We start from the raw sequence: 16,438 nt of genomic DNA on the forward strand, positions 1-16,438 counted from the left end.
GGCTATTGTCCCCTGCTTGGCGGCCAATGGGAATGGTTGACATCGCAAGCGATGCAATTACTGGCATCTGTCCCACCGGCAGGGCGTTGGTGGAACATTTCAGCGAGTGGGCCTGTTAGACTTTCAGGCTGTCTGAAAAGGAGTCCCCCGTGATCACTTCACGCCTGCGCACTCTGCGCGACCATATTCGCTGGGCGGTCAGCCGCTTCCACGAGAACGAGCTGTTCTTCGGCCACGGTGCCGACAATGCCTGGGACGAAGCCCGCCTGCTGGTGCTGGGCTCGGTGCATCTACCGTGGGAAATCGCCGACAGCTACCTCGACTGCCGCCTGGAAGACGATGAGCGCGTGCGCCTGCTGCACCTGCTCAAGCGCCGCATCGAAGACCGCGTGCCGACCGCTTACCTGCTCGGCGAAGCGTGGTTCTGTGGTATGTCGTTCATTGTCGATGAGCGCGTGCTGGTGCCGCGTTCGCCGATTGGCGAGCTGCTGGAAAAGCGCTTCGAGCCATGGCTGGCGCAGGAGCCTGCGCGCATTCTCGACCTGTGCACCGGCTCTGGCTGCATTGGTATCGTCGCGGCTGACGTGTTTCCCGAGGCCGAGGTGGTGCTGGCCGACCTGTCCTTCGACGCTCTCGAAGTGGCCAACCAGAACATCGAGCGGCATGGCCTCGATCAGCGTGTATTCACCGTGCAGGGCGATGGTTTCGCCGGTCTGCCGGGGCAGCGCTTCGACCTGATCCTGTCCAACCCGCCGTATGTCGATGCCGAAGACTTCGCCGACATGCCGGCTGAATATCACCACGAGCCGGAGTTGGGCCTGGCCTGCGGCAACGATGGCCTGGACCTGGTGCGGCGCATGCTCGCCGAAGCGGCCGAGCACCTGACCGACAAGGGCTTGCTGATTGTCGAAGTGGGCAACAGCCAGGTCCACGTCGAGGCGCTGTACCCCGAGGTTGATTTCACCTGGCTTGAGTTCGAGCGGGGCGGCCATGGCGTGTTCATGCTGACTGCCGAGCAGTGCCGTCAGCACCAGGAGCTGTTCCAGGCGCGGGTCTGAGTTGATTGTTTTGGGGCCGCTTTGCGGCCCCGCCTGGCTAGCCGATCAGCGTGTAGCGATCCAGATCAGCAGGCCTGCCTGGAACACCGCAAAGGCCACCAGGCAGGTGATGGTGAAGCGCAGCCCGCCGTCTTCGCGACGGTACTTGGCCACGCGTTCATCCCGCTCGCGGATCTGAGCTTCTTTCTCCAGCAAGGTCTGCTCGGCCTGTTGCAGCATGCCGGCCGACTCGAGGATGTCCACCCGCTGGACTTTCTCGGTGTTCCAGCCGCCCTTGAGCTGGCTGACGGCAAGCGCGGGCGTGCGCCCTTTGAGCAGTTGCCCTTCTACGTACTCGACTTCAACACCGACGCAGCGCAGCACATTGTCGCGGCGCAGGCGGGTGTCTTCGTTGAGTGCGTCCTTGTTTGGCAGTGCCACCGTCTCGATCTGGTAGTGCGACCAGTTGGCCTGCAGCCACTGCACCGCCTGAGCAAACAGAAACCGGCCCAGGCCGCGGTTGAGCGGCTCCATCTGCAGCCCGTTTTCGCTGCCAATCGAGACCCGTTGCAGCTGGTGATCGACGCGGATGTCGAGCTGATTCTGCTCTTTGCGCACCTTTTGTCCCGGCAGGGTGATCTGCATGCGCAGCAGGCTGTGCTCTTTGCTGTGGCGCTCGGCATAGCCAAACTGCACGAAACGCAGCGGTCGCGGGCCGGTGTGGCGGTCGGTGGGCAATGGCGCCAGGCGCAGCAACTGGAAGTGCTCGGCGGCCAGATCCGCCCAAGGCAGCGGGGCGCTCTCCGGGGCTTGCGGCTCTGCGGTCGCCTCGGCGGCTGGGGCATCGGTCATCACGGTCGTCCTCGAATCGGGGTCGGCCAGTCAAACGCGGGCCAATGCCTGCTTATCGGCAGGCGCAGGCAAGACCTGAGGGCGATCTACTCAGGCTGGTGGCAATTGCCGGATAAAAGCGACGATCCGCTGGCCAAGTTCGCGCGCCAGCGGCAGCTCTGGATTCTGGTAGGTTTCCCGCTGGCCACTGATGTCCCGCGGGCTGATGCGCAGGGTGTGGTTCATGCCATCGATCAACACCAGTTGCGCATCGGGCTTGGCCGCCTTGAGCAGTTCGGCGTCGGCCACATCCACCTGCACGTCGTTGCGGCCCTGGATGATCAGCGCCGGCACCTTGAGTTGGGCGAACGCTGCGGCCGGGTCCTGACGCAGCAGCGAGATCAGGTATGGCTGCACGGTCGGGCGGAACACCTGGCGCAGTGGCACCGGCACGTTGAGGCTGGTCTGCCCGGCCTGCAGGCTGTCGAGCAATGCGGTGCCCTGGGCCAGTTGCGCCGGCGCCAGGCGCTGGGCCAGTTGCTCACGGATGACCTCGGCCACCGGTCGCCCGCTGCCGGACAGGCTGATCACGGCGCTGGCGCCGGCTTGCTCAGCGGCCAGGGTGGCAATCAGCGCGCCCTCGCTGTGGCCGAGCAGAATCAGCGGGCCGAAGCGCGGGTCGGCCTTGAGCTTGTGCGCCCAGGCCACGGTATCGGCCACATATGCCTCGACGCTGAGGTTGCGTTCGTCTGGAGTCGCCGGCTGGCTGGCGGCGACGCCACGCTTGTCGAAGCGCACGCTGGCGATGTGTTCGCCGGCCAGCAGCAAGGCCAGCCGCTTGAGGTTGTCGATGCGCCCGCCCGCCGGGTTGTTGCCATCGCGGTCGGTCGGCCCGGAGCCGGCAATGATCAGCACCACCGGCGGCGGGGTGTCCTGTTGTGGCAACAGCAGGCTGCCGTACAGCACGCCATGGCCAGTATCGAGTTCGATCGGGCGTTGCAGAACGGTCGGGGCGGCGGCATTGGCGAGGGTGCTGCACAGCAGCAGAAGCAGGGCGGTGAGGCGCAGCATGGGCAGGGCTTCGTAGTGAGTTGAGGGTTTGACCCAGCGCTCTGACGAAGGTTCTGGCGGCTGCAGGCAACAAATCAGCCCGCAGACTCGTCGCAGGGCGGCTGCTTTCCGTATACTGCCCGCTGCACCCCATTCAGGCTGATTTCGCGGAGCGTCCATGTCCGGCAATACCTACGGCAAGCTGTTCACTGTTACCACCGCTGGCGAAAGCCATGGCCCGGCGTTGGTCGCCATTGTCGATGGGTGTCCGCCAGGTCTGGAAATTTCCCAGGCCGACCTGCAGCGCGACCTCGACCGGCGCAAGCCTGGCACCAGCCGTCACACCACCCAGCGCCAGGAGCCGGACGAAGTCGAAATCCTCTCCGGCGTGTTCGAAGGGCGCACCACCGGCTGCTCGATCGGCCTGCTGATCCGCAACACTGACCAGAAGTCCAAAGACTACTCGGCGATCAAGGACCTGTTCCGCCCGGCCCACGCTGACTACACCTATCACCACAAATACGGTGAGCGTGATTACCGTGGTGGCGGGCGCAGCTCGGCCCGCGAAACGGCCATGCGTGTAGCGGCAGGTGCCATCGCCAAGAAATACCTGGCCGGCCTTGGCATCACCGTGCGTGGCTACATGAGCCAGCTCGGCCCGATCGAAATCCCGTTCAAGACCTGGGACAGCGTCGAAGACAACGCCTTCTTCAGCCCCGACCCGGACAAAGTACCGGAGCTCGAGGCCTACATGGACCAGCTGCGCCGCGACCAGGACTCGGTCGGGGCCAAGATCACCGTGGTTGCCGAAGGCGTCATGCCTGGCCTGGGCGAGCCGATCTTCGATCGCCTCGATGCCGAACTCGCCCACGCGCTGATGAGCATCAACGCGGTCAAAGGCGTGGAAATCGGCGCCGGCTTTGCCAGCGTCGCCCAGCGCGGCACCGAGCACCGTGACGAGCTGACCCCGCAAGGCTTCCTCAGCAACAATGCCGGCGGCATTCTCGGCGGAATCTCCTCGGGCCAGCCGATTGTCGCCCACCTGGCCTTGAAGCCGACCTCGAGCATCACCACCCCAGGCCAGTCGATCGATATCCATGGCAATCCGGTGGAGGTCATCACCAAGGGTCGCCATGACCCGTGCGTTGGCATCCGCGCCACGCCGATCGCCGAGGCGATGATGGCCCTGGTGCTGATGGACCATCTGCTGCGCCACCGCGCGCAAAACGCCAATGTGCAGGTAACGACCCCGGTCCTGCGCCAGCTGTAAATTTCGCTCGCCACGGGCGGCCTGCGTGCGGGCCGCCAACGGCAGTACATGACGACCCCGCCCATGCCGCCCATCCCGTACTGGCGCCTGTCCAGTTTCTACCTCTGTTACTTCGCATTGCTCGGCTCTACTGCGCCGTTTCTGGCGCTGTATTTCGATCATCTGGGATTTTCTCCGGCGCGGATTGGCGAGTTGGTCGCGATCCCCATGCTGATGCGCTGCGTGGCGCCCAACCTGTGGGGTTGGCTGGGTGATCGCAGCGGTCAGCGGCTGTTGATCGTGCGCCTCGGCGCGCTGGCGACCCTGGCCAGTTTCTCGTTGATCTTCTTCGGCAAGAGCTACGCCTGGCTGGCGCTGGTGATGGCCCTGCATGCGTTCTTCTGGCATGCGGTACTGCCGCAGTTCGAGGTGATTACGCTGGCCCACCTACATGGCCAGACCTCGCGCTACAGCCAGGTGCGGCTGTGGGGCTCGATCGGCTTTATTCTGGCGGTGGTGGGACTGGGCCAGTTGTTTGAATGGTTGAGCCTGGATATCTACCCGCTGGCGCTGGTGGCGATCATGGCCGGGATTTTCGGCGCCAGCCTGTGGGTGCCTAACGCCCAGCCGGTGGAGAACGCCGAACGCAGCAGGGCAGGGGGATTCGGTCGCCAGCTACTGGCGCCAGGGGTGATTGCCTTTTATCTGTGCGTGGCGTTGATGCAGCTCAGCCACGGCCCGTACTACACCTTCCTCACCCTGCACCTGGAGCATCTGGGTTACAGCCGCGGCAGCATCGGTTTGCTGTGGGCACTCGGGGTTGTTGCGGAAGTGCTGATGTTCATGGCCATGAGCCGACTGTTCGCGCGCTTCTCGGTGCGCCAGGTGCTGCTGGTCAGCTTTGTTCTGGCGGGCTTGCGCTGGCTGCTGTTAGGTAGTCTGGCCGACCATGCTGGCGTGCTGATCGTTTCGCAGTTGCTCCACGCGGCCACCTTCGGCTGCTTCCATGCCGCCTCGATCGCCTTCGTCCAGGCCAGCTTCGGCGCCCGCCAGCAAGGCCAGGGCCAGGCGCTGTATGCGGCGCTGTCCGGCACTGGCGGCGCGCTTGGCGCATTGTATGCGGGCTACAGCTGGAACCTGCTGGGCCCCAACTTCACCTTTGGTATGGCCAGCGTCGCAGCCTTTGCCGCAGCCGGTATCATTGCCACTCGAATGACCGATAGCAGGAACAGCCCCTGATGAGCATCCTCAGTGTTTTCCACCCCGCCAGCCCCGGCCAGCCGAACAAGGTTCTGACCCACCACGACGACATCGCCGCCACCTTGGCCGAGCACGGCGTGCATTTTGCCCGGCAACCTGCAGATGTACGTATCCGTCCAGGTACGCCGGATGATCAGGTGCTCGATGCCTGGCGTGAGCCGCTCGATCAGTTGCTGACCGCCAACGGTTTCAGCGCGGTCAGCCTGCTCAATCAGGCAGGTGCCATCGAGTCGCAGATCGACCTGCGCGACGAGCATGTGCACAGCAGCGACGAGCTGTTCGCCGTAATCAGCGGACGTGCTCAAATGGCTCTGCGTCTAGGCGAATTTGTTTTTGCGGTGGTATGTGAGAAGGGCGATGTGTTGCACGTGCCGGCACAGACGCGACGCTGGATTGATCTGGGTAACTCGCCGTTTTGCCTGGCGGCGCGATTGTTCCGCGATCAGCAAGGTGTGCAAGCACAATTCACCGGGGATCCGGAAGCAAGGGAATTTTTGGGGATGGACGAACTCTGAAGGATAGTGCTGGCGAGGATTGCGCCCTCGCCAGCGCTGCAAGGCTGCTCCTGTAAGGCCTGAACAGGCTGTGCAGGATCAGCTTCGCGCAGGTGCTTTTGCTTAGCGATAAGTCGGCAGTGCAAAGCGCTGCTGGCTTTGCAGCATGTTGATCATCGGCAGTTCGCTGGCTTGTTCAGCCAGGTCGCGGCGGATAGCGCTGATGGCCCACGACAGCTGCTCGGCACTGTGCATTTGACCGTAGGTCAGTACACGGCGGGTAACTTTGCCATCGGCAGCACGCAGGGTCAGCAGGATACCGCCGTCAGGGCGTGGCTGAGTGTTGACCGAGTAGGCGGAAAAGACCGAGGCGAATTTTTGCTGAATAAGGTCCATATCAACTCCTGGCTGAATGTGTGTGCAGACGTTGAGTTGATGGTTGCAGTGACCGTGCCAGCTTTTGCCATGTGAAAAAACCCTTTAAAATCAGCAGCTTGAACCTATTATTGATTTTGCGCCTCGTGCAGTGTGCAAGGTCATGCAATTTGCACAGTGCATTTTGCAAGGTCATAGCCGCAGCCTCTTGCCCCCATAGAATCTGAACCTTTGACCCACTGGCAGTGCCTCACCAACACTTGGGCCATCCATTTTGCCAGGAGGTTACAGATGTCCGACCAACAGCCCGCCACCATGAATGACGATGAAGCAGCCGCATTTGCCGACGAGGTGTTCGACCGCGCCCGCCGTGGCGACGCCGACATGTTAGGGCGCCTGCTCGACAGCGGCCTGCCGGTCAACCTGCGTAACCATAAGGGCGATACCCTGCTGATGCTTGCCAGCTACCACGGCCATCATCAGGCCGTGCGCGTGCTGCTCGAGCACGGCGCCGATCCGCTGATTGCCAACGACAACGGCCAGTTGCCGATTGCTGGCGCGGCGTTCAAGGGTGACCTGCCGATGATCGAGCTGCTGATCGAGCATGGGGTACCGGTGGATGCCGCCGCTGCCGACGGGCGTACGGCGTTGATGCTGGCGGCAATGTTCAACCGCAGCGAAATTCTTGAGTTCCTGCTGGCCAAGGGCGCAGACCCGGTACGCCAGGATGTGCGCGGTGCCAACGCCCTGGCAGCAGCGCAGACCATGGGTGCGGCCGACACCGCAGCACGCTTGCAGGCGCTCGCCGGCTAACCCTCAGGGGGCGTTTGCGGCTATCCTTGGTGACATTTTTCACCTTGCAGAGCCCCCACATGAAAGACCAACTGCGCGAATTCATCAGCCTCATCGGTGCCGGCTGCATGCCCGATGACGAGATCGAGCGCATTGCCGACGAGGCCGCTCAGGCCTACGCCGACCCCGCCGCATTCCTCGCTGCCAACCCAGACATCAACTACGACGACAGCTACCCGATGCCGCTGGGCGAGTGGATCGTGCTCGGCAGCTTGCCGGAGACGGTGGTGTTCATCGGTGACAGCTATCAGGAGTTGTTCCAGGCGATCAGCGAGTCGTTCGACAGCAGCGTCGCCCTCAACCTCAAGCCCAAGCAACTGGCCAAGACCGAGGCGCTGACTGCGCTCAACCGCATTCAGGTGCAGATGGCTGCCTTGAACAAGGAAGCCGGCGGCTATGTACTGCTCAACTTCAGCCAGTTACTGGACGAGGAGCTGCAGATGGTCATGGTTGGCCAGCATGACCTGGCGCGGGTGCTGGAGCTGGGCCAGCAACTGAATATCAAGGTCGAGCCGGCACTGGAAGCCTTGAAGGTCGCCGTCCACGTCTGAGCCGGGGACCGCGCGCCGGGGTTAGCCCAGCGCGGTATCAAGAAACATCATCACCGCAAAGCCGCCCATCAAGCCCAGCGTTGCCGAAGTCTGGTGGCCATTGCGGTGGGTTTCGGGGATCACTTCGTGGGACACCACAAAGATCATCGCGCCAGCCGCCAGGCCCATGCTGATCGGGTAGGCCAGGGCAAAGCCGGTAGAGATGCCCAGGCCGATCACCGCGCCTAGCGGTTCCATCAAGCCCGAGCCGACGGCAACCAGCGCCGCTTTGAAGTTCGACAGCCCGGTCGCGCGCAGGGCCAGGGCGACTGCCAGGCCCTCGGGAATATCCTGAATGGCAATCGCGCTGGTCAGCGGCAGGCCGACAGCCATGTCGCCATTGGTGAAACTGACGCCGATGGCCATGCCCTCGGGCAGGTTGTGCAGGGTGATCGCCAGCACGAACAGCCACACCCGATTTATCCGCTCGGCCTCCGGCCCTTGCCGGCCGACGGTTTCGTGCTCATGCGGGGTGAAGCGGTCCAGGCCGAGCATCAGCAACACGCCCAGGCCCATGCCGACCACCACGGTCAGTGCTGCTGCTGCGCCGTTGCCGGTAATTTCCCGGGCTGCTTCCAGCCCCGGCAGAATCAACGAGAACGAACTGGCCGCGAGCATCATGCCGGCGGCAAAGCCAAGCATCACATCCTGGCTACGAGAGCTGACATCGCGCAGCACCACCGCCAATACCGCGCCCAGCGCCGTCGCGCCAAAGCCGGCGAGGCCACCTAGGACGGCCAGGTGCAGGTTCTCCGAGTGATCGCCATTGACCGCATTCCACATGCTGGCGCCGAGCAAGCCGAGGATGGCCAGCAAGGCCACCCCCAGGCCGAAGCTCAGCCACGGCGACGCCTGCGCATGCTGGCGCAGACTACTGAACAGGCGGGAAACGGTCGGGCTGTCGACGGCGCTGTCGGTGTGAGCGGGGGGCATGCGAACCTCTGAGCAATGGATGAAGCAGTCTAAGCAGTGACCGCGCTTGCTCGCCAAGGATTCCCTTCTATCGACGTGATAGGCGACTATGCTCACCGGACATGACTTTATGGGGAGTATCTGCATGGGATCGACATTCAACGGCCTGATCGGCCTGATCATTCTTGCCCTGGATATCTGGGCGATCATCAACGTGGTCAAAAGCGGCGGGTCCACGGGCAGTAAATTGCTCTGGATCCTGCTGATTCTGGTGCTGCCAGTAGTGGGCCTGATCATCTGGGCCATCGCCGGGCCGCGCGGCAACGTGCGCGTCTGACCCTTGGCGGCAGTCAGCCCCGTGTCAGCACGGGGCTGACTGCGCAGTCGCTGCTTCGTGACACAATTTTCACACTGGATTAACCAGAATCCGCGCCGCACAATGCCGCGTTTGCCCTATCGCCACGACCGCTGGCAGGGCTTATGGGCGCTGTCGCCTTCCCGCAAACTCCTAGGATCTCCCCATTCATGGCTAACACGGATGCCTTGAAACAACGGGCCGTGCCGGTTCGTTCCGCGCCAACCCTGCAATCGCACCTGGCCTACACCTTGCTCTGCGGCCTGGTCATCATGCTGATGCTCAGCCTGGTACGCCTTGGCCTGCTGGCCTACAACAGCGACATGATCGGCGATACGCCGTATTCCACAGTTGCCGAGGGCTTCCTCAATGGCCTGCGCTTCGACCTGCGGGTGGTGGTGTACCTGAGCATCCCGCTGCTGCTGGCGATCCTCAGCCCGGCCGCGATGGCAGCGCGTGGTGTATTCCGCGTGTGGCTGACGATCGCCTCGAGCGTGGTCATGTTCCTTGGCCTGATGGAGCTGGACTTCTATCGCGAGTTCCACCAGCGCCTCAACGGACTGGTGTTCCAGTACGTTAAGGAAGACCCGAAAACCGTCCTGAGCATGCTCTGGTACGGCTTCCCGGTGGTGCGCTATCTGCTCGCCTGGGTGATCGGCACCTGGCTGCTGAGCCTATTGTTCAAAGGCATCGATCGGCTGACCCGGCCTGCCAGCGGCGCGCTGCACGGCAACCCGCGCCCGCCTGTGGCCTGGTATTACCGCCTGGCCGTATTCATGGTGATCCTGCTGATTGCCGTGATTGCCGCCCGTGGCACCCTGCGCCAAGGCCCGCCGATGCGCTGGGGCGACGCCTTCACCACCGACTCCAACTTCATCAACCAGCTGGGCCTCAATGGCACCCTGACCCTGATCGACGCTGCCAAGAGCCGCTTCGGCGAAGATCGCGCCAATGTCTGGAAGCCGGTGCTCGATCAGCAAGTGGCACAGCAAACTGTGCGTGACCTGCTGCTGACGCCGCACGACACCCTGGTCGATGCCGACGAAGCTGCGATCCGCCGTGATTTCGTACCGCCAGCCGAGCGCACCCTGCCGATCAAGAACGTCGTGGTGATCCTGATGGAGAGCTTTGCCGGTCACTCGGTGGGCGCGCTGGGCAGCCCCAACAACATCACGCCGTATTTCGACAAGCTGGCCAAGGAGGGTCTGCTGTTCGACCGCTTCTTCTCCAACGGCACCCATACCCATCAGGGCATGTTTGCCACCATGGCGTGCTTCCCCAACCTGCCAGGCTTCGAATACCTGATGCAGACCCCTGAGGGTGGCCACAAACTGTCCGGCCTGCCGGCGCTGCTCAGTGCCCGCGACTACGACGATGTGTACGTCTACAACGGCGACTTTGCCTGGGACAACCAGTCCGGTTTCTTCGGCAACCAGGGCATGACCACCTTTATCGGCCGTAATGACTTCGTCAATCCGGTGTTCTCCGATCCAACCTGGGGTGTGTCCGACCAGGACATGTTCGACCGTGGTGCCGAAGAGCTGGCAAAAAACTACGGCAAGAAACCGTTCTACGCCTTGCTGCAGACGCTTTCCAACCACACGCCGTACGCGCTGCCCAAAGACCTGCCCGTAGAGCCTGTGACCGGCCAGGGCCGTCTCGACGAGCACCTGACCGCCATGCGTTATTCCGACTGGGCGCTGGGCCAGTTCTTCGAGAAGGCGCGTAAAGAGCCGTACTTCAAGGAAACCCTGTTCGTCATCGTTGGCGACCACGGCTTTGGTAACCATCAACAGGTCACCGAGCTCGATCTGGGCCGCTTCAACGTGCCGCTGCTGTTGATCGGTCCGGGCATCCAGGAGAAGTTCGGCGCGGTCGACCACACCGTCGGCACCCAGGTCGACATCGTGCCGACCATCATGGGCCGCCTGGGTGGCCAGACCCGTCATCAGTGCTGGGGCCGTGACCTGCTCAACCTGCCGGAAGGCGATCAGGGTGTGGGCATGATCAAACCGTCGGGCAGCGAGCAGATCGTTGGCCTGGTGAAGGGCGACCGCATTCTGATCGAGTCCAAGGACATGACCCCGCGCATGTACCGCTACCAGCTGGGCAGCGAGTTCAAGGCCGAACTGATCGAAAGCCCGGATCAGCCCGAACTGCTGAAAAACCTCGAAGCCTACATCCAGACCGCTACCAAGAGCCTGCTCGACAACACCGCAGGCGTGGTCCACGGCACGCCCAAATAGGGCGCGCTGAGGCACCGTGAAGGGCTCGCCGGGTAACCGGCGGGCCCTTTTTCATGTGCGCCTGGCGAGCGCGCTGAACAACTTCTGCAGCCAGTGGTCAAGCTAGAACGGATGTCAGTCAATTCCGTATCCACCGAGGGTTATTCGATGAAAGAGTGGGAAGTCATCTTTGCCGACCAGAAAGGTGAACCGACGACGCTGCTGCTTACCGGCGATCAGCGTCCCAGTGATGAAGAGGCGGCACGCGCAATACGCACCAAGCTTTTTCCGCTTTTGAATGAACTGGATTTGAATGACTTCCAGGACCGTAGCGACGCGCCGACGGCACGCTGGCTCAAAGAGCAGAACGGCGTAACCATCAGCGACATCCGCGAACTGCCTTGAGCAGCCCCTCTGGCGTAGTACTGCGATAAGCACTACGCTAGTCTCACGCATCGGCCTCTTCTGCGGGCCGACGCGGTTTTCTTCGCGTCTTGCATCAGCTCGATCAGCTCGGCTTGTTTGCGGCCCTTACCGGCGCCGGCAGGTGCGTAGTGCACGGAAAGTCTATCCATTGCATTATTCAGGAGGACGATTCATGAGCAGCCAGAACGACGACATCAGCAGCAATGTCCTGCGCCAGATGAAAGCTGGCGGTTTTGACTTCACCCAGATCCACCCCATCGAGTTCTATGCGGTATTTCCAGATGAAAGCGGCGCCCGCCAGGCGGCCGGGCGGTTTCGTGGCGAGTCGTTGAATGCTCAGGTACGAGAACGTGATGATGGCGGCTGGAACCTTGAGTTGAGCAAGATCATGTATGCAACCTACCGCGGCATCGGTGCCTTCGAAGAGGCCTTCGAGGGGGTGGTTTCACCCCTCGGTGGCGAAGTCGAAGGCTGGGGCGTCAAGCACGAGCGGCAAACCGCTTAAGTGCCATGGCCATTCGCGAGTGCGCTCGCGAATGGCTCTACCTGCGGCTCACCCTTTGCGCTTGCTCATGTGCGTCAGGTACGCCAGCAGCGCGTCCAGTTCCTGTTCACTCAATACACTTTCGGCAAAGCCAGGCATTTTTGCCTGCGACCACTGGCGCAAGCTTTGTGGGTCGCGAATGTATTTGCGCAAAAACGCCGGCTGGAAGTACTCGGTAGGATTGTAGGGGCGATTCAGGTCCGGACCGAACTGCGCATCACCGGCGCCATTGAGGCGGTGGCAGGCCATGCAGTTCTGTTGATACAGGGCAAAGCCCTGGCGTACCAGGTCGTCACTGGGCAGGCCGGCTTCGGGCAGCAGTGCCGGGAAGCGTTGCTCGACCGCTGCCAGGCGGCGAATGGTGGCGATCTGGAAGGGCCATTGCTCCGGGCGGATGGCACTGGCCTTAGGGTTGCTCCAGACCAGATAGAACGGCCCGGCGCTCGGCTGGTCTTTACCCAGTGCGGGCCATGGCTTGGCGCTGTCCTCTACCGCCAGCCACGCCTGCGCGGGGCCATTGGCCAACAGCGGCGCAGCGGGCATCTCGGCAGCAAAGCCATCCAGCGCAATGGCCTGCAGGTGTTCGCCTGGCTGCACGCCCTCGAGCAACACAGCCAAGGGCACTACACGGTAATGCATGGGCCGCTTGTAGGCGACGTCTGCCGGGATGTCGATATCACGTGCCTGCGGATGGGCAAGCAGCTCAGCAGTTTGCCAATGGCGCGTGCGCTCACCCAGCTCAAGGTTCAGCTGCGCCGCAGCCACGGGCAGGCTGAGCAGCAGTGCCAGCAGGGCGAAGGTGATGCGCATAGGTAATCTCCAACCGGTGAGATCGGCAGATTACCTATGCAGTGTCTGAAATAGCCACACAAGCTGTCAGCCAAACAGCCGAGAAAGGTTCGGCAAGATCAGCAGCAAGGTGGTAGCGAACAATATGAGTCCGGCTTGGCGTACTTTTGATTGTCTGAACATGGCGGACCGCCTTCTTGTTGTTATTCCTGAATAGCCGTTGGCTTCCCTTTGCCGGGTCGGGTCGATCACAGCGGCGTGGCTACACGCCGGTTCTGCTGGCCTCCTGCTTTTGGGTATACATCCAACAGTAGGGTGTAGGTTATGCATGTTTGAGAACCCTTTGTTCTAAGTTCGGGCTTTGTCATTCAAGTTTCATTTAAGGCCACTTGCCAGCAGCCCGATATGTCTGGGCTAGACCGCTGCGCGATGGGGGTTACCAAGGGTGACACCCCTTACCGTTCGTCAGTACAGCCTACTTGCTTGTACGTGTCTTTCGCGGCAGTCTCTACAGCCAAACCCTCCTTGTGTCGTTCAGGACTATCGCTATGTCGTTACGCATCTGCATCCTTGAAACCGACGTCCTGCGGCCAGAGCTGACGGCGCAGTACCAGGGTTACGGCAGGATGTTCGAGCAGCTGTTCTTGCGTCAGTCGGTCAACCAGGCCGAGTTTCGTGTGTACAACGTGATGAACGGCGACTATCCCCCCGAGGACGAGCGCTTCGATGCGTATCTGGTGACCGGCAGCAAGGCCGACTCATTCGGCGATGATCCGTGGATCCAGACCCTCAAGGCGTACCTGCTCAAGCTGTACGAGCGTGGCGACAAGTTGCTCGGTGTGTGCTTTGGCCACCAACTGCTGGCGCTGGTGCTCGGCGGCAAGGCCGAACGTGCCGACCGTGGCTGGGGCGTGGGCGTGCACCGCTACACCCTGGCTGCGCATGCGCCATGGATGGACCCGCAGGTAACCGAGTTGACCCTGCTGATCAGCCACCAGGATCAGGTCACTCAGCTGCCCAAAGGCGCCACGGTGATTGCTTCAAGCGATTTCTGCCCGAACGCTGCCTACCATGTGGGCGATCAGGTGCTGTGCTTCCAGGGCCACCCTGAGTTTGTCCATGATTACTCGCGGGCACTGCTCGATGCCCGCCAGGAGCATTTGGGGGACGAGGTTTACCAGCGCGCCATTGCCAGCCTCAAGCTGGAGCACCAAGGCGATCTGGTTGGCGAGTGGATGCTGCGCTTTGTTGCGCACGCACCGAGCGCCAAGGAAAGCGCCGCCTGAGGCAGTTGTCAGGAGCTGCCAGCGCGGCTCCTGCTTATCCCGCTACAACCAACCCGAGCGCTTGAAACTGGCGAACAGCCCGGTGCAGCCGAGGCCGATCACGCTCAGCACGGCAAAGTAGCCGTAGTGCCAGCTTAGCTCGGGCATATTCTGGAAATTCATCCCGTAGATCCCGGCAATCGCCGTCGGGAACGCCAGGATCGCTGCCCACGCGGCGAACTTGCGCTGGGTAATGCTCTGGCGTGACGACTCCAGCAGCATGCCGATCTCGATGGTCTGGCTGGCGATATCGCGAATGCTCACCAGGTCTTCCATCTGCCGGGTGACGTGGATCTGCACGTCGCGAAAATACGGGCGCATGTTTTTGTCGATGAAGGGGAAGCTCAGCCGCTGCAGCTCTTCGCTGATTTCCACCATCGGCGCCACGTAGCGGCGCAGGCGCAGGATGTCGCGGCGCAGGCTGTGCAGGCGGCGGATGTCGTCTTCCATCAGCGAACTGCTGAGCACGCTCTGTTCCAGCTCCTCGATCTCGCCGTGGATCGCTTCGCTGACTGGCTGGTAATTCTCGGTGACGAAGTCGAGCAGGGCATACAGCACGAAGTCTTCACCGTGATCGAGCAGCAACGGTCGGGCTTCGCAGCGCTGGCGCACCAGCGCGTAGGATTTGGAGTGGCCGTTGCGGCAGGTGATGATGTAGCCGTTGCCGGCAAAGATGTGCGTTTCGATGAATTCCAGCTTGCCGTCCTGCCGCACCGGCGAATAGGTGACGATGAACAGCGCATCGCCGAAGGTTTCCAGCTTGGGCCGGCTGTGTTTCTCCAGCGCGTCCTCGATGGCCAGCTCATGCAGGTTGAACTGGCACTGCAGGCTGGCCAGCTCTTCGGCGCTGGGCGCTTCCAGGCCGATCCAGACGAAGTGGCCGGGCTTTTTCGCCCACTCACTGCCCTCGTCGATGCTGATGTTGGTGACCTTTCTTCCGGCGCTGTACACCGCCGCTGCGACGACTCGACCCATGGCTGTCCGCTTGTTCGGTTGACTATGTCGGACAGCTTGGTCGGTCTGCGCCGCGCAGGCAACCTCGGCGCGGGCTCAGAGGGCAAAGTCCTGGTCGAGGATGATCGCTTCGTCGAGCGCATCGAGCAGGTCCTTGCGCACTTTCAGCTTGGTTTTCTTGTGCGCATTCATGTTCAGTTTTTTCAGCGTATGGGCTGCGCTGGTGGCGGCTTCAAGCAATTGCTCGGCGGGTACCACCGCATCGAGGAAGCCAGCTTCGCGGGCCGCCTGCGGGTCGAACATCTCGGCGTTGATCACCGAGCGGTGGAAGGCCGAGCGGCGCAGGCGGTCGCGGGCCAGTTCGATGCCGGCGTGGTGCATGGTCATGCCGATGGCGACTTCGTTGAGGCCGATCTTGTACGGCCCTTCGACGCCGATGCGATAGTCGGCCGACAACAGCAGGAACGCCCCCTTGGCCACGGCATGGCCGGGGCAGGCGACGATCACCGGGAATGGGTGCGCGAGCAGGCGGCGGGCCAGGGTCGAGCCTGCGGTGACCAGCGAGACCGCCTGCTGTGGGCCCGAGGTCATTACCTTGAGGTCGTAGCCGCCGGAGAGAATGCCGGGCTGACCGGTGATGATCACCACGGCGCGCTCCACTACCGCACGATCAAGGGCGGCGTTGAATTCGGTGATCAGGTCTGGCGAGATGGCGTTGACCTTGCCGTTGTTCAGGGTCAAGGTGGCGATGCCGTCTTCGGCGTGGTAAGTGATCAGCTCGTTCATGGCAGAGTCCTTTAAGTGGCGTGGCGATGACGTTACCCAGCGCAGCTGCGCAGGTAAAGCAGCAAGGCTGACCGGCCAGTCAGCTGCGGCCATCGCGGCCACGGGTTGCGGCCGTGGCCGCCGTTGCGCGGGAAAAGCGCCGGGTACAATGGCAGCTTTGCCATCGGCCCCTGCAGCGATCCTCGGGTTTGCTTAAGCGCATGAAAATTCTGAAAAAAGCGCTTGCCAATACCCGACTCTTCGACTAAATTAGCGCGCCTCGACAGGCTGAATAGCTTGAAGAGAAACGGTGAAGTGTCCGAGTGGTCGAAGGAGCACGCCTGGAAAGTGTGTATACGAGAAATCGTATCAAGGGTTCAAATCCCTTCTTCACCGCCACATTCT

18 protein-coding genes and 1 tRNA gene are annotated in these 16,438 nt (G+C 62.3%); 12 read left to right on the forward strand and 7 right to left on the reverse strand.

From position 1 onward, the window contains the following. The first annotated feature begins 149 nt into the window (after positions 1-149). On the forward strand, positions 150-1,058 hold the full coding sequence (gene prmB, locus ACIOAU_RS11755) for a 50S ribosomal protein L3 N(5)-glutamine methyltransferase (protein ID WP_101321598.1): 909 nt from the start codon (positions 150-152) through the stop codon (positions 1,056-1,058). Positions 1,059-1,103: 45 nt separating this feature from the next. Here the strand turns inward: prmB and ACIOAU_RS11760 are convergent, their stop codons facing one another. Both ACIOAU_RS11760 and ACIOAU_RS11765 read right to left on the reverse strand, forming a co-directional pair. Next, positions 1,104-1,889, reverse strand: a complete 786-nt coding sequence (locus ACIOAU_RS11760) for a hypothetical protein (RefSeq protein WP_101321597.1) — start codon at positions 1,887-1,889, stop codon at positions 1,104-1,106. A gap of 90 nt (positions 1,890-1,979) precedes the next feature. Further along, positions 1,980-2,939 (reverse strand): alpha/beta hydrolase, encoded by a 960-nt coding sequence (locus tag ACIOAU_RS11765; protein ID WP_401182101.1) that lies wholly within the window; start codon positions 2,937-2,939, stop codon positions 1,980-1,982. Positions 2,940-3,096: 157 nt separating this feature from the next. On the opposite strand from ACIOAU_RS11765, the gene aroC reads away from it, so the two are divergent. The 3 genes from aroC (at position 3,097) to ACIOAU_RS11780 (ending at position 5,942) form a co-directional block, all read left to right on the forward strand. Beyond that, positions 3,097-4,188, forward strand: coding sequence for a chorismate synthase (aroC, locus tag ACIOAU_RS11770; protein ID WP_101321595.1), 1,092 nt, complete (start codon positions 3,097-3,099; stop codon positions 4,186-4,188). Between the two features lie 63 nt (positions 4,189-4,251). Further along, positions 4,252-5,406 (forward strand): MFS transporter, encoded by a 1,155-nt coding sequence (locus tag ACIOAU_RS11775; protein ID WP_101321594.1) that lies wholly within the window; start codon positions 4,252-4,254, stop codon positions 5,404-5,406. After that, on the forward strand, positions 5,406-5,942 hold the full coding sequence (locus ACIOAU_RS11780; protein WP_401182105.1) for an oxidase: 537 nt from the start codon (positions 5,406-5,408) through the stop codon (positions 5,940-5,942). The genes ACIOAU_RS11775 and ACIOAU_RS11780 overlap by 1 nt, the downstream gene beginning before the upstream one ends. 102 nt (positions 5,943-6,044) lie before the next feature. On the opposite strand, the gene ACIOAU_RS11785 is transcribed toward ACIOAU_RS11780, so the two are convergent. After that, positions 6,045-6,317, reverse strand: a complete 273-nt coding sequence (locus tag ACIOAU_RS11785) for a DUF3509 domain-containing protein (RefSeq protein WP_101321592.1) — start codon at positions 6,315-6,317, stop codon at positions 6,045-6,047. A 270-nt stretch (positions 6,318-6,587) separates the two neighbouring features. Here ACIOAU_RS11785 and ACIOAU_RS11790 point away from each other — a divergent pair, with 270 nt between their 5' ends. Together ACIOAU_RS11790 and ACIOAU_RS11795 are read left to right on the forward strand one after the other, a co-directional pair. Further along, positions 6,588-7,109 (forward strand): ankyrin repeat domain-containing protein, encoded by a 522-nt coding sequence (locus ACIOAU_RS11790; protein ID WP_101321591.1) that lies wholly within the window; start codon positions 6,588-6,590, stop codon positions 7,107-7,109. A gap of 59 nt (positions 7,110-7,168) precedes the next feature. After that, entirely contained in the window at positions 7,169-7,699 is a 531-nt protein-coding gene (locus tag ACIOAU_RS11795; protein ID WP_101321590.1) for a hypothetical protein, read from the forward strand. Positions 7,700-7,720: 21 nt separating this feature from the next. Here the strand turns inward: ACIOAU_RS11795 and ACIOAU_RS11800 are convergent, their stop codons facing one another. Continuing rightward, entirely contained in the window at positions 7,721-8,671 is a 951-nt protein-coding gene (locus ACIOAU_RS11800; protein ID WP_101321589.1) for a ZIP family metal transporter, read from the reverse strand. A gap of 124 nt (positions 8,672-8,795) precedes the next feature. Here ACIOAU_RS11800 and ACIOAU_RS11805 point away from each other — a divergent pair, with 124 nt between their 5' ends. The 4 genes from ACIOAU_RS11805 (at position 8,796) to ACIOAU_RS11820 (ending at position 12,161) form a co-directional block, all read left to right on the forward strand. After that, positions 8,796-8,987 (forward strand): PLDc N-terminal domain-containing protein, encoded by a 192-nt coding sequence (locus ACIOAU_RS11805; protein WP_101321588.1) that lies wholly within the window; start codon positions 8,796-8,798, stop codon positions 8,985-8,987. Positions 8,988-9,175: 188 nt separating this feature from the next. Further along, positions 9,176-11,251 (forward strand): LTA synthase family protein, encoded by a 2,076-nt coding sequence (locus ACIOAU_RS11810; protein ID WP_401182111.1) that lies wholly within the window; start codon positions 9,176-9,178, stop codon positions 11,249-11,251. Positions 11,252-11,398: 147 nt separating this feature from the next. Next, positions 11,399-11,635, forward strand: coding sequence for a hypothetical protein (locus ACIOAU_RS11815; protein ID WP_101321586.1), 237 nt, complete (start codon positions 11,399-11,401; stop codon positions 11,633-11,635). A 193-nt stretch (positions 11,636-11,828) separates the two neighbouring features. Beyond that, entirely contained in the window at positions 11,829-12,161 is a 333-nt protein-coding gene (locus ACIOAU_RS11820; RefSeq protein WP_101321585.1) for a ribonuclease E inhibitor RraB, read from the forward strand. 48 nt (positions 12,162-12,209) lie between these two features. On the opposite strand, the gene ACIOAU_RS11825 is transcribed toward ACIOAU_RS11820, so the two are convergent. Then, positions 12,210-13,010, reverse strand: coding sequence for a c-type cytochrome (locus ACIOAU_RS11825; protein WP_401182114.1), 801 nt, complete (start codon positions 13,008-13,010; stop codon positions 12,210-12,212). Positions 13,011-13,537: 527 nt separating this feature from the next. Between ACIOAU_RS11825 and ACIOAU_RS11830 the strand changes: the two genes are divergently transcribed. Beyond that, positions 13,538-14,275, forward strand: coding sequence for an amidotransferase (locus tag ACIOAU_RS11830; protein ID WP_401182117.1), 738 nt, complete (start codon positions 13,538-13,540; stop codon positions 14,273-14,275). Positions 14,276-14,317: 42 nt separating this feature from the next. Here the strand turns inward: ACIOAU_RS11830 and ACIOAU_RS11835 are convergent, their stop codons facing one another. Both ACIOAU_RS11835 and ACIOAU_RS11840 read right to left on the reverse strand, forming a co-directional pair. Then, on the reverse strand, positions 14,318-15,289 hold the full coding sequence (locus tag ACIOAU_RS11835) for a magnesium and cobalt transport protein CorA (RefSeq protein WP_101321582.1): 972 nt from the start codon (positions 15,287-15,289) through the stop codon (positions 14,318-14,320). Positions 15,290-15,364: 75 nt separating this feature from the next. Beyond that, complete coding sequence (locus ACIOAU_RS11840; protein WP_150570110.1) at positions 15,365-16,054, reverse strand: crotonase/enoyl-CoA hydratase family protein; 690 nt, start codon at positions 16,052-16,054, stop codon at positions 15,365-15,367. A gap of 288 nt (positions 16,055-16,342) precedes the next feature. On the opposite strand from ACIOAU_RS11840, the gene ACIOAU_RS11845 reads away from it, so the two are divergent. Continuing rightward, positions 16,343-16,432 (forward strand) — tRNA-Ser (locus tag ACIOAU_RS11845). The last annotated feature ends 6 nt before the right edge of the window (positions 16,433-16,438 follow it).

Origin of the sequence: Pseudomonas sp. NPDC088322 (genome assembly GCF_044740745.1) — a bacterium.
GTDB lineage: Bacteria > Pseudomonadota > Gammaproteobacteria > Pseudomonadales > Pseudomonadaceae > Aquipseudomonas > Aquipseudomonas shirazensis.

What these genes read in the sequence shown, in the direction of transcription:
- ACIOAU_RS11840 (WP_150570110.1), bottom strand. Translation starts at nt 16,054, where the DNA reads ATGAACGAGCTGATCACTTACCACGCCGAAGACGGCATCGCCACCTTG.
- ACIOAU_RS11795 (WP_101321590.1), top strand. Translation starts at nt 7,169, where the DNA reads ATGAAAGACCAACTGCGCGAATTCATCAGCCTCATCGGTGCCGGCTGC.
- ACIOAU_RS11830 (WP_401182117.1), top strand. Translation starts at nt 13,538, where the DNA reads ATGTCGTTACGCATCTGCATCCTTGAAACCGACGTCCTGCGGCCAGAG.
- ACIOAU_RS11815 (WP_101321586.1), top strand. Translation starts at nt 11,399, where the DNA reads ATGAAAGAGTGGGAAGTCATCTTTGCCGACCAGAAAGGTGAACCGACG.
- ACIOAU_RS11820 (WP_101321585.1), top strand. Translation starts at nt 11,829, where the DNA reads ATGAGCAGCCAGAACGACGACATCAGCAGCAATGTCCTGCGCCAGATG.
- ACIOAU_RS11775 (WP_101321594.1), top strand. Translation starts at nt 4,252, where the DNA reads ATGCCGCCCATCCCGTACTGGCGCCTGTCCAGTTTCTACCTCTGTTAC.
- ACIOAU_RS11810 (WP_401182111.1), top strand. Translation starts at nt 9,176, where the DNA reads ATGGCTAACACGGATGCCTTGAAACAACGGGCCGTGCCGGTTCGTTCC.
- ACIOAU_RS11785 (WP_101321592.1), bottom strand. Translation starts at nt 6,317, where the DNA reads ATGGACCTTATTCAGCAAAAATTCGCCTCGGTCTTTTCCGCCTACTCG.
- ACIOAU_RS11780 (WP_401182105.1), top strand. Translation starts at nt 5,406, where the DNA reads ATGAGCATCCTCAGTGTTTTCCACCCCGCCAGCCCCGGCCAGCCGAAC.
- ACIOAU_RS11760 (WP_101321597.1), bottom strand. Translation starts at nt 1,889, where the DNA reads ATGACCGATGCCCCAGCCGCCGAGGCGACCGCAGAGCCGCAAGCCCCG.
- ACIOAU_RS11835 (WP_101321582.1), bottom strand. Translation starts at nt 15,289, where the DNA reads ATGGGTCGAGTCGTCGCAGCGGCGGTGTACAGCGCCGGAAGAAAGGTC.
- ACIOAU_RS11790 (WP_101321591.1), top strand. Translation starts at nt 6,588, where the DNA reads ATGTCCGACCAACAGCCCGCCACCATGAATGACGATGAAGCAGCCGCA.
- ACIOAU_RS11800 (WP_101321589.1), bottom strand. Translation starts at nt 8,671, where the DNA reads ATGCCCCCCGCTCACACCGACAGCGCCGTCGACAGCCCGACCGTTTCC.
- ACIOAU_RS11765 (WP_401182101.1), bottom strand. Translation starts at nt 2,939, where the DNA reads ATGCTGCGCCTCACCGCCCTGCTTCTGCTGCTGTGCAGCACCCTCGCC.
- ACIOAU_RS11805 (WP_101321588.1), top strand. Translation starts at nt 8,796, where the DNA reads ATGGGATCGACATTCAACGGCCTGATCGGCCTGATCATTCTTGCCCTG.
- aroC (WP_101321595.1), top strand. Translation starts at nt 3,097, where the DNA reads ATGTCCGGCAATACCTACGGCAAGCTGTTCACTGTTACCACCGCTGGC.
- ACIOAU_RS11825 (WP_401182114.1), bottom strand. Translation starts at nt 13,010, where the DNA reads ATGCGCATCACCTTCGCCCTGCTGGCACTGCTGCTCAGCCTGCCCGTG.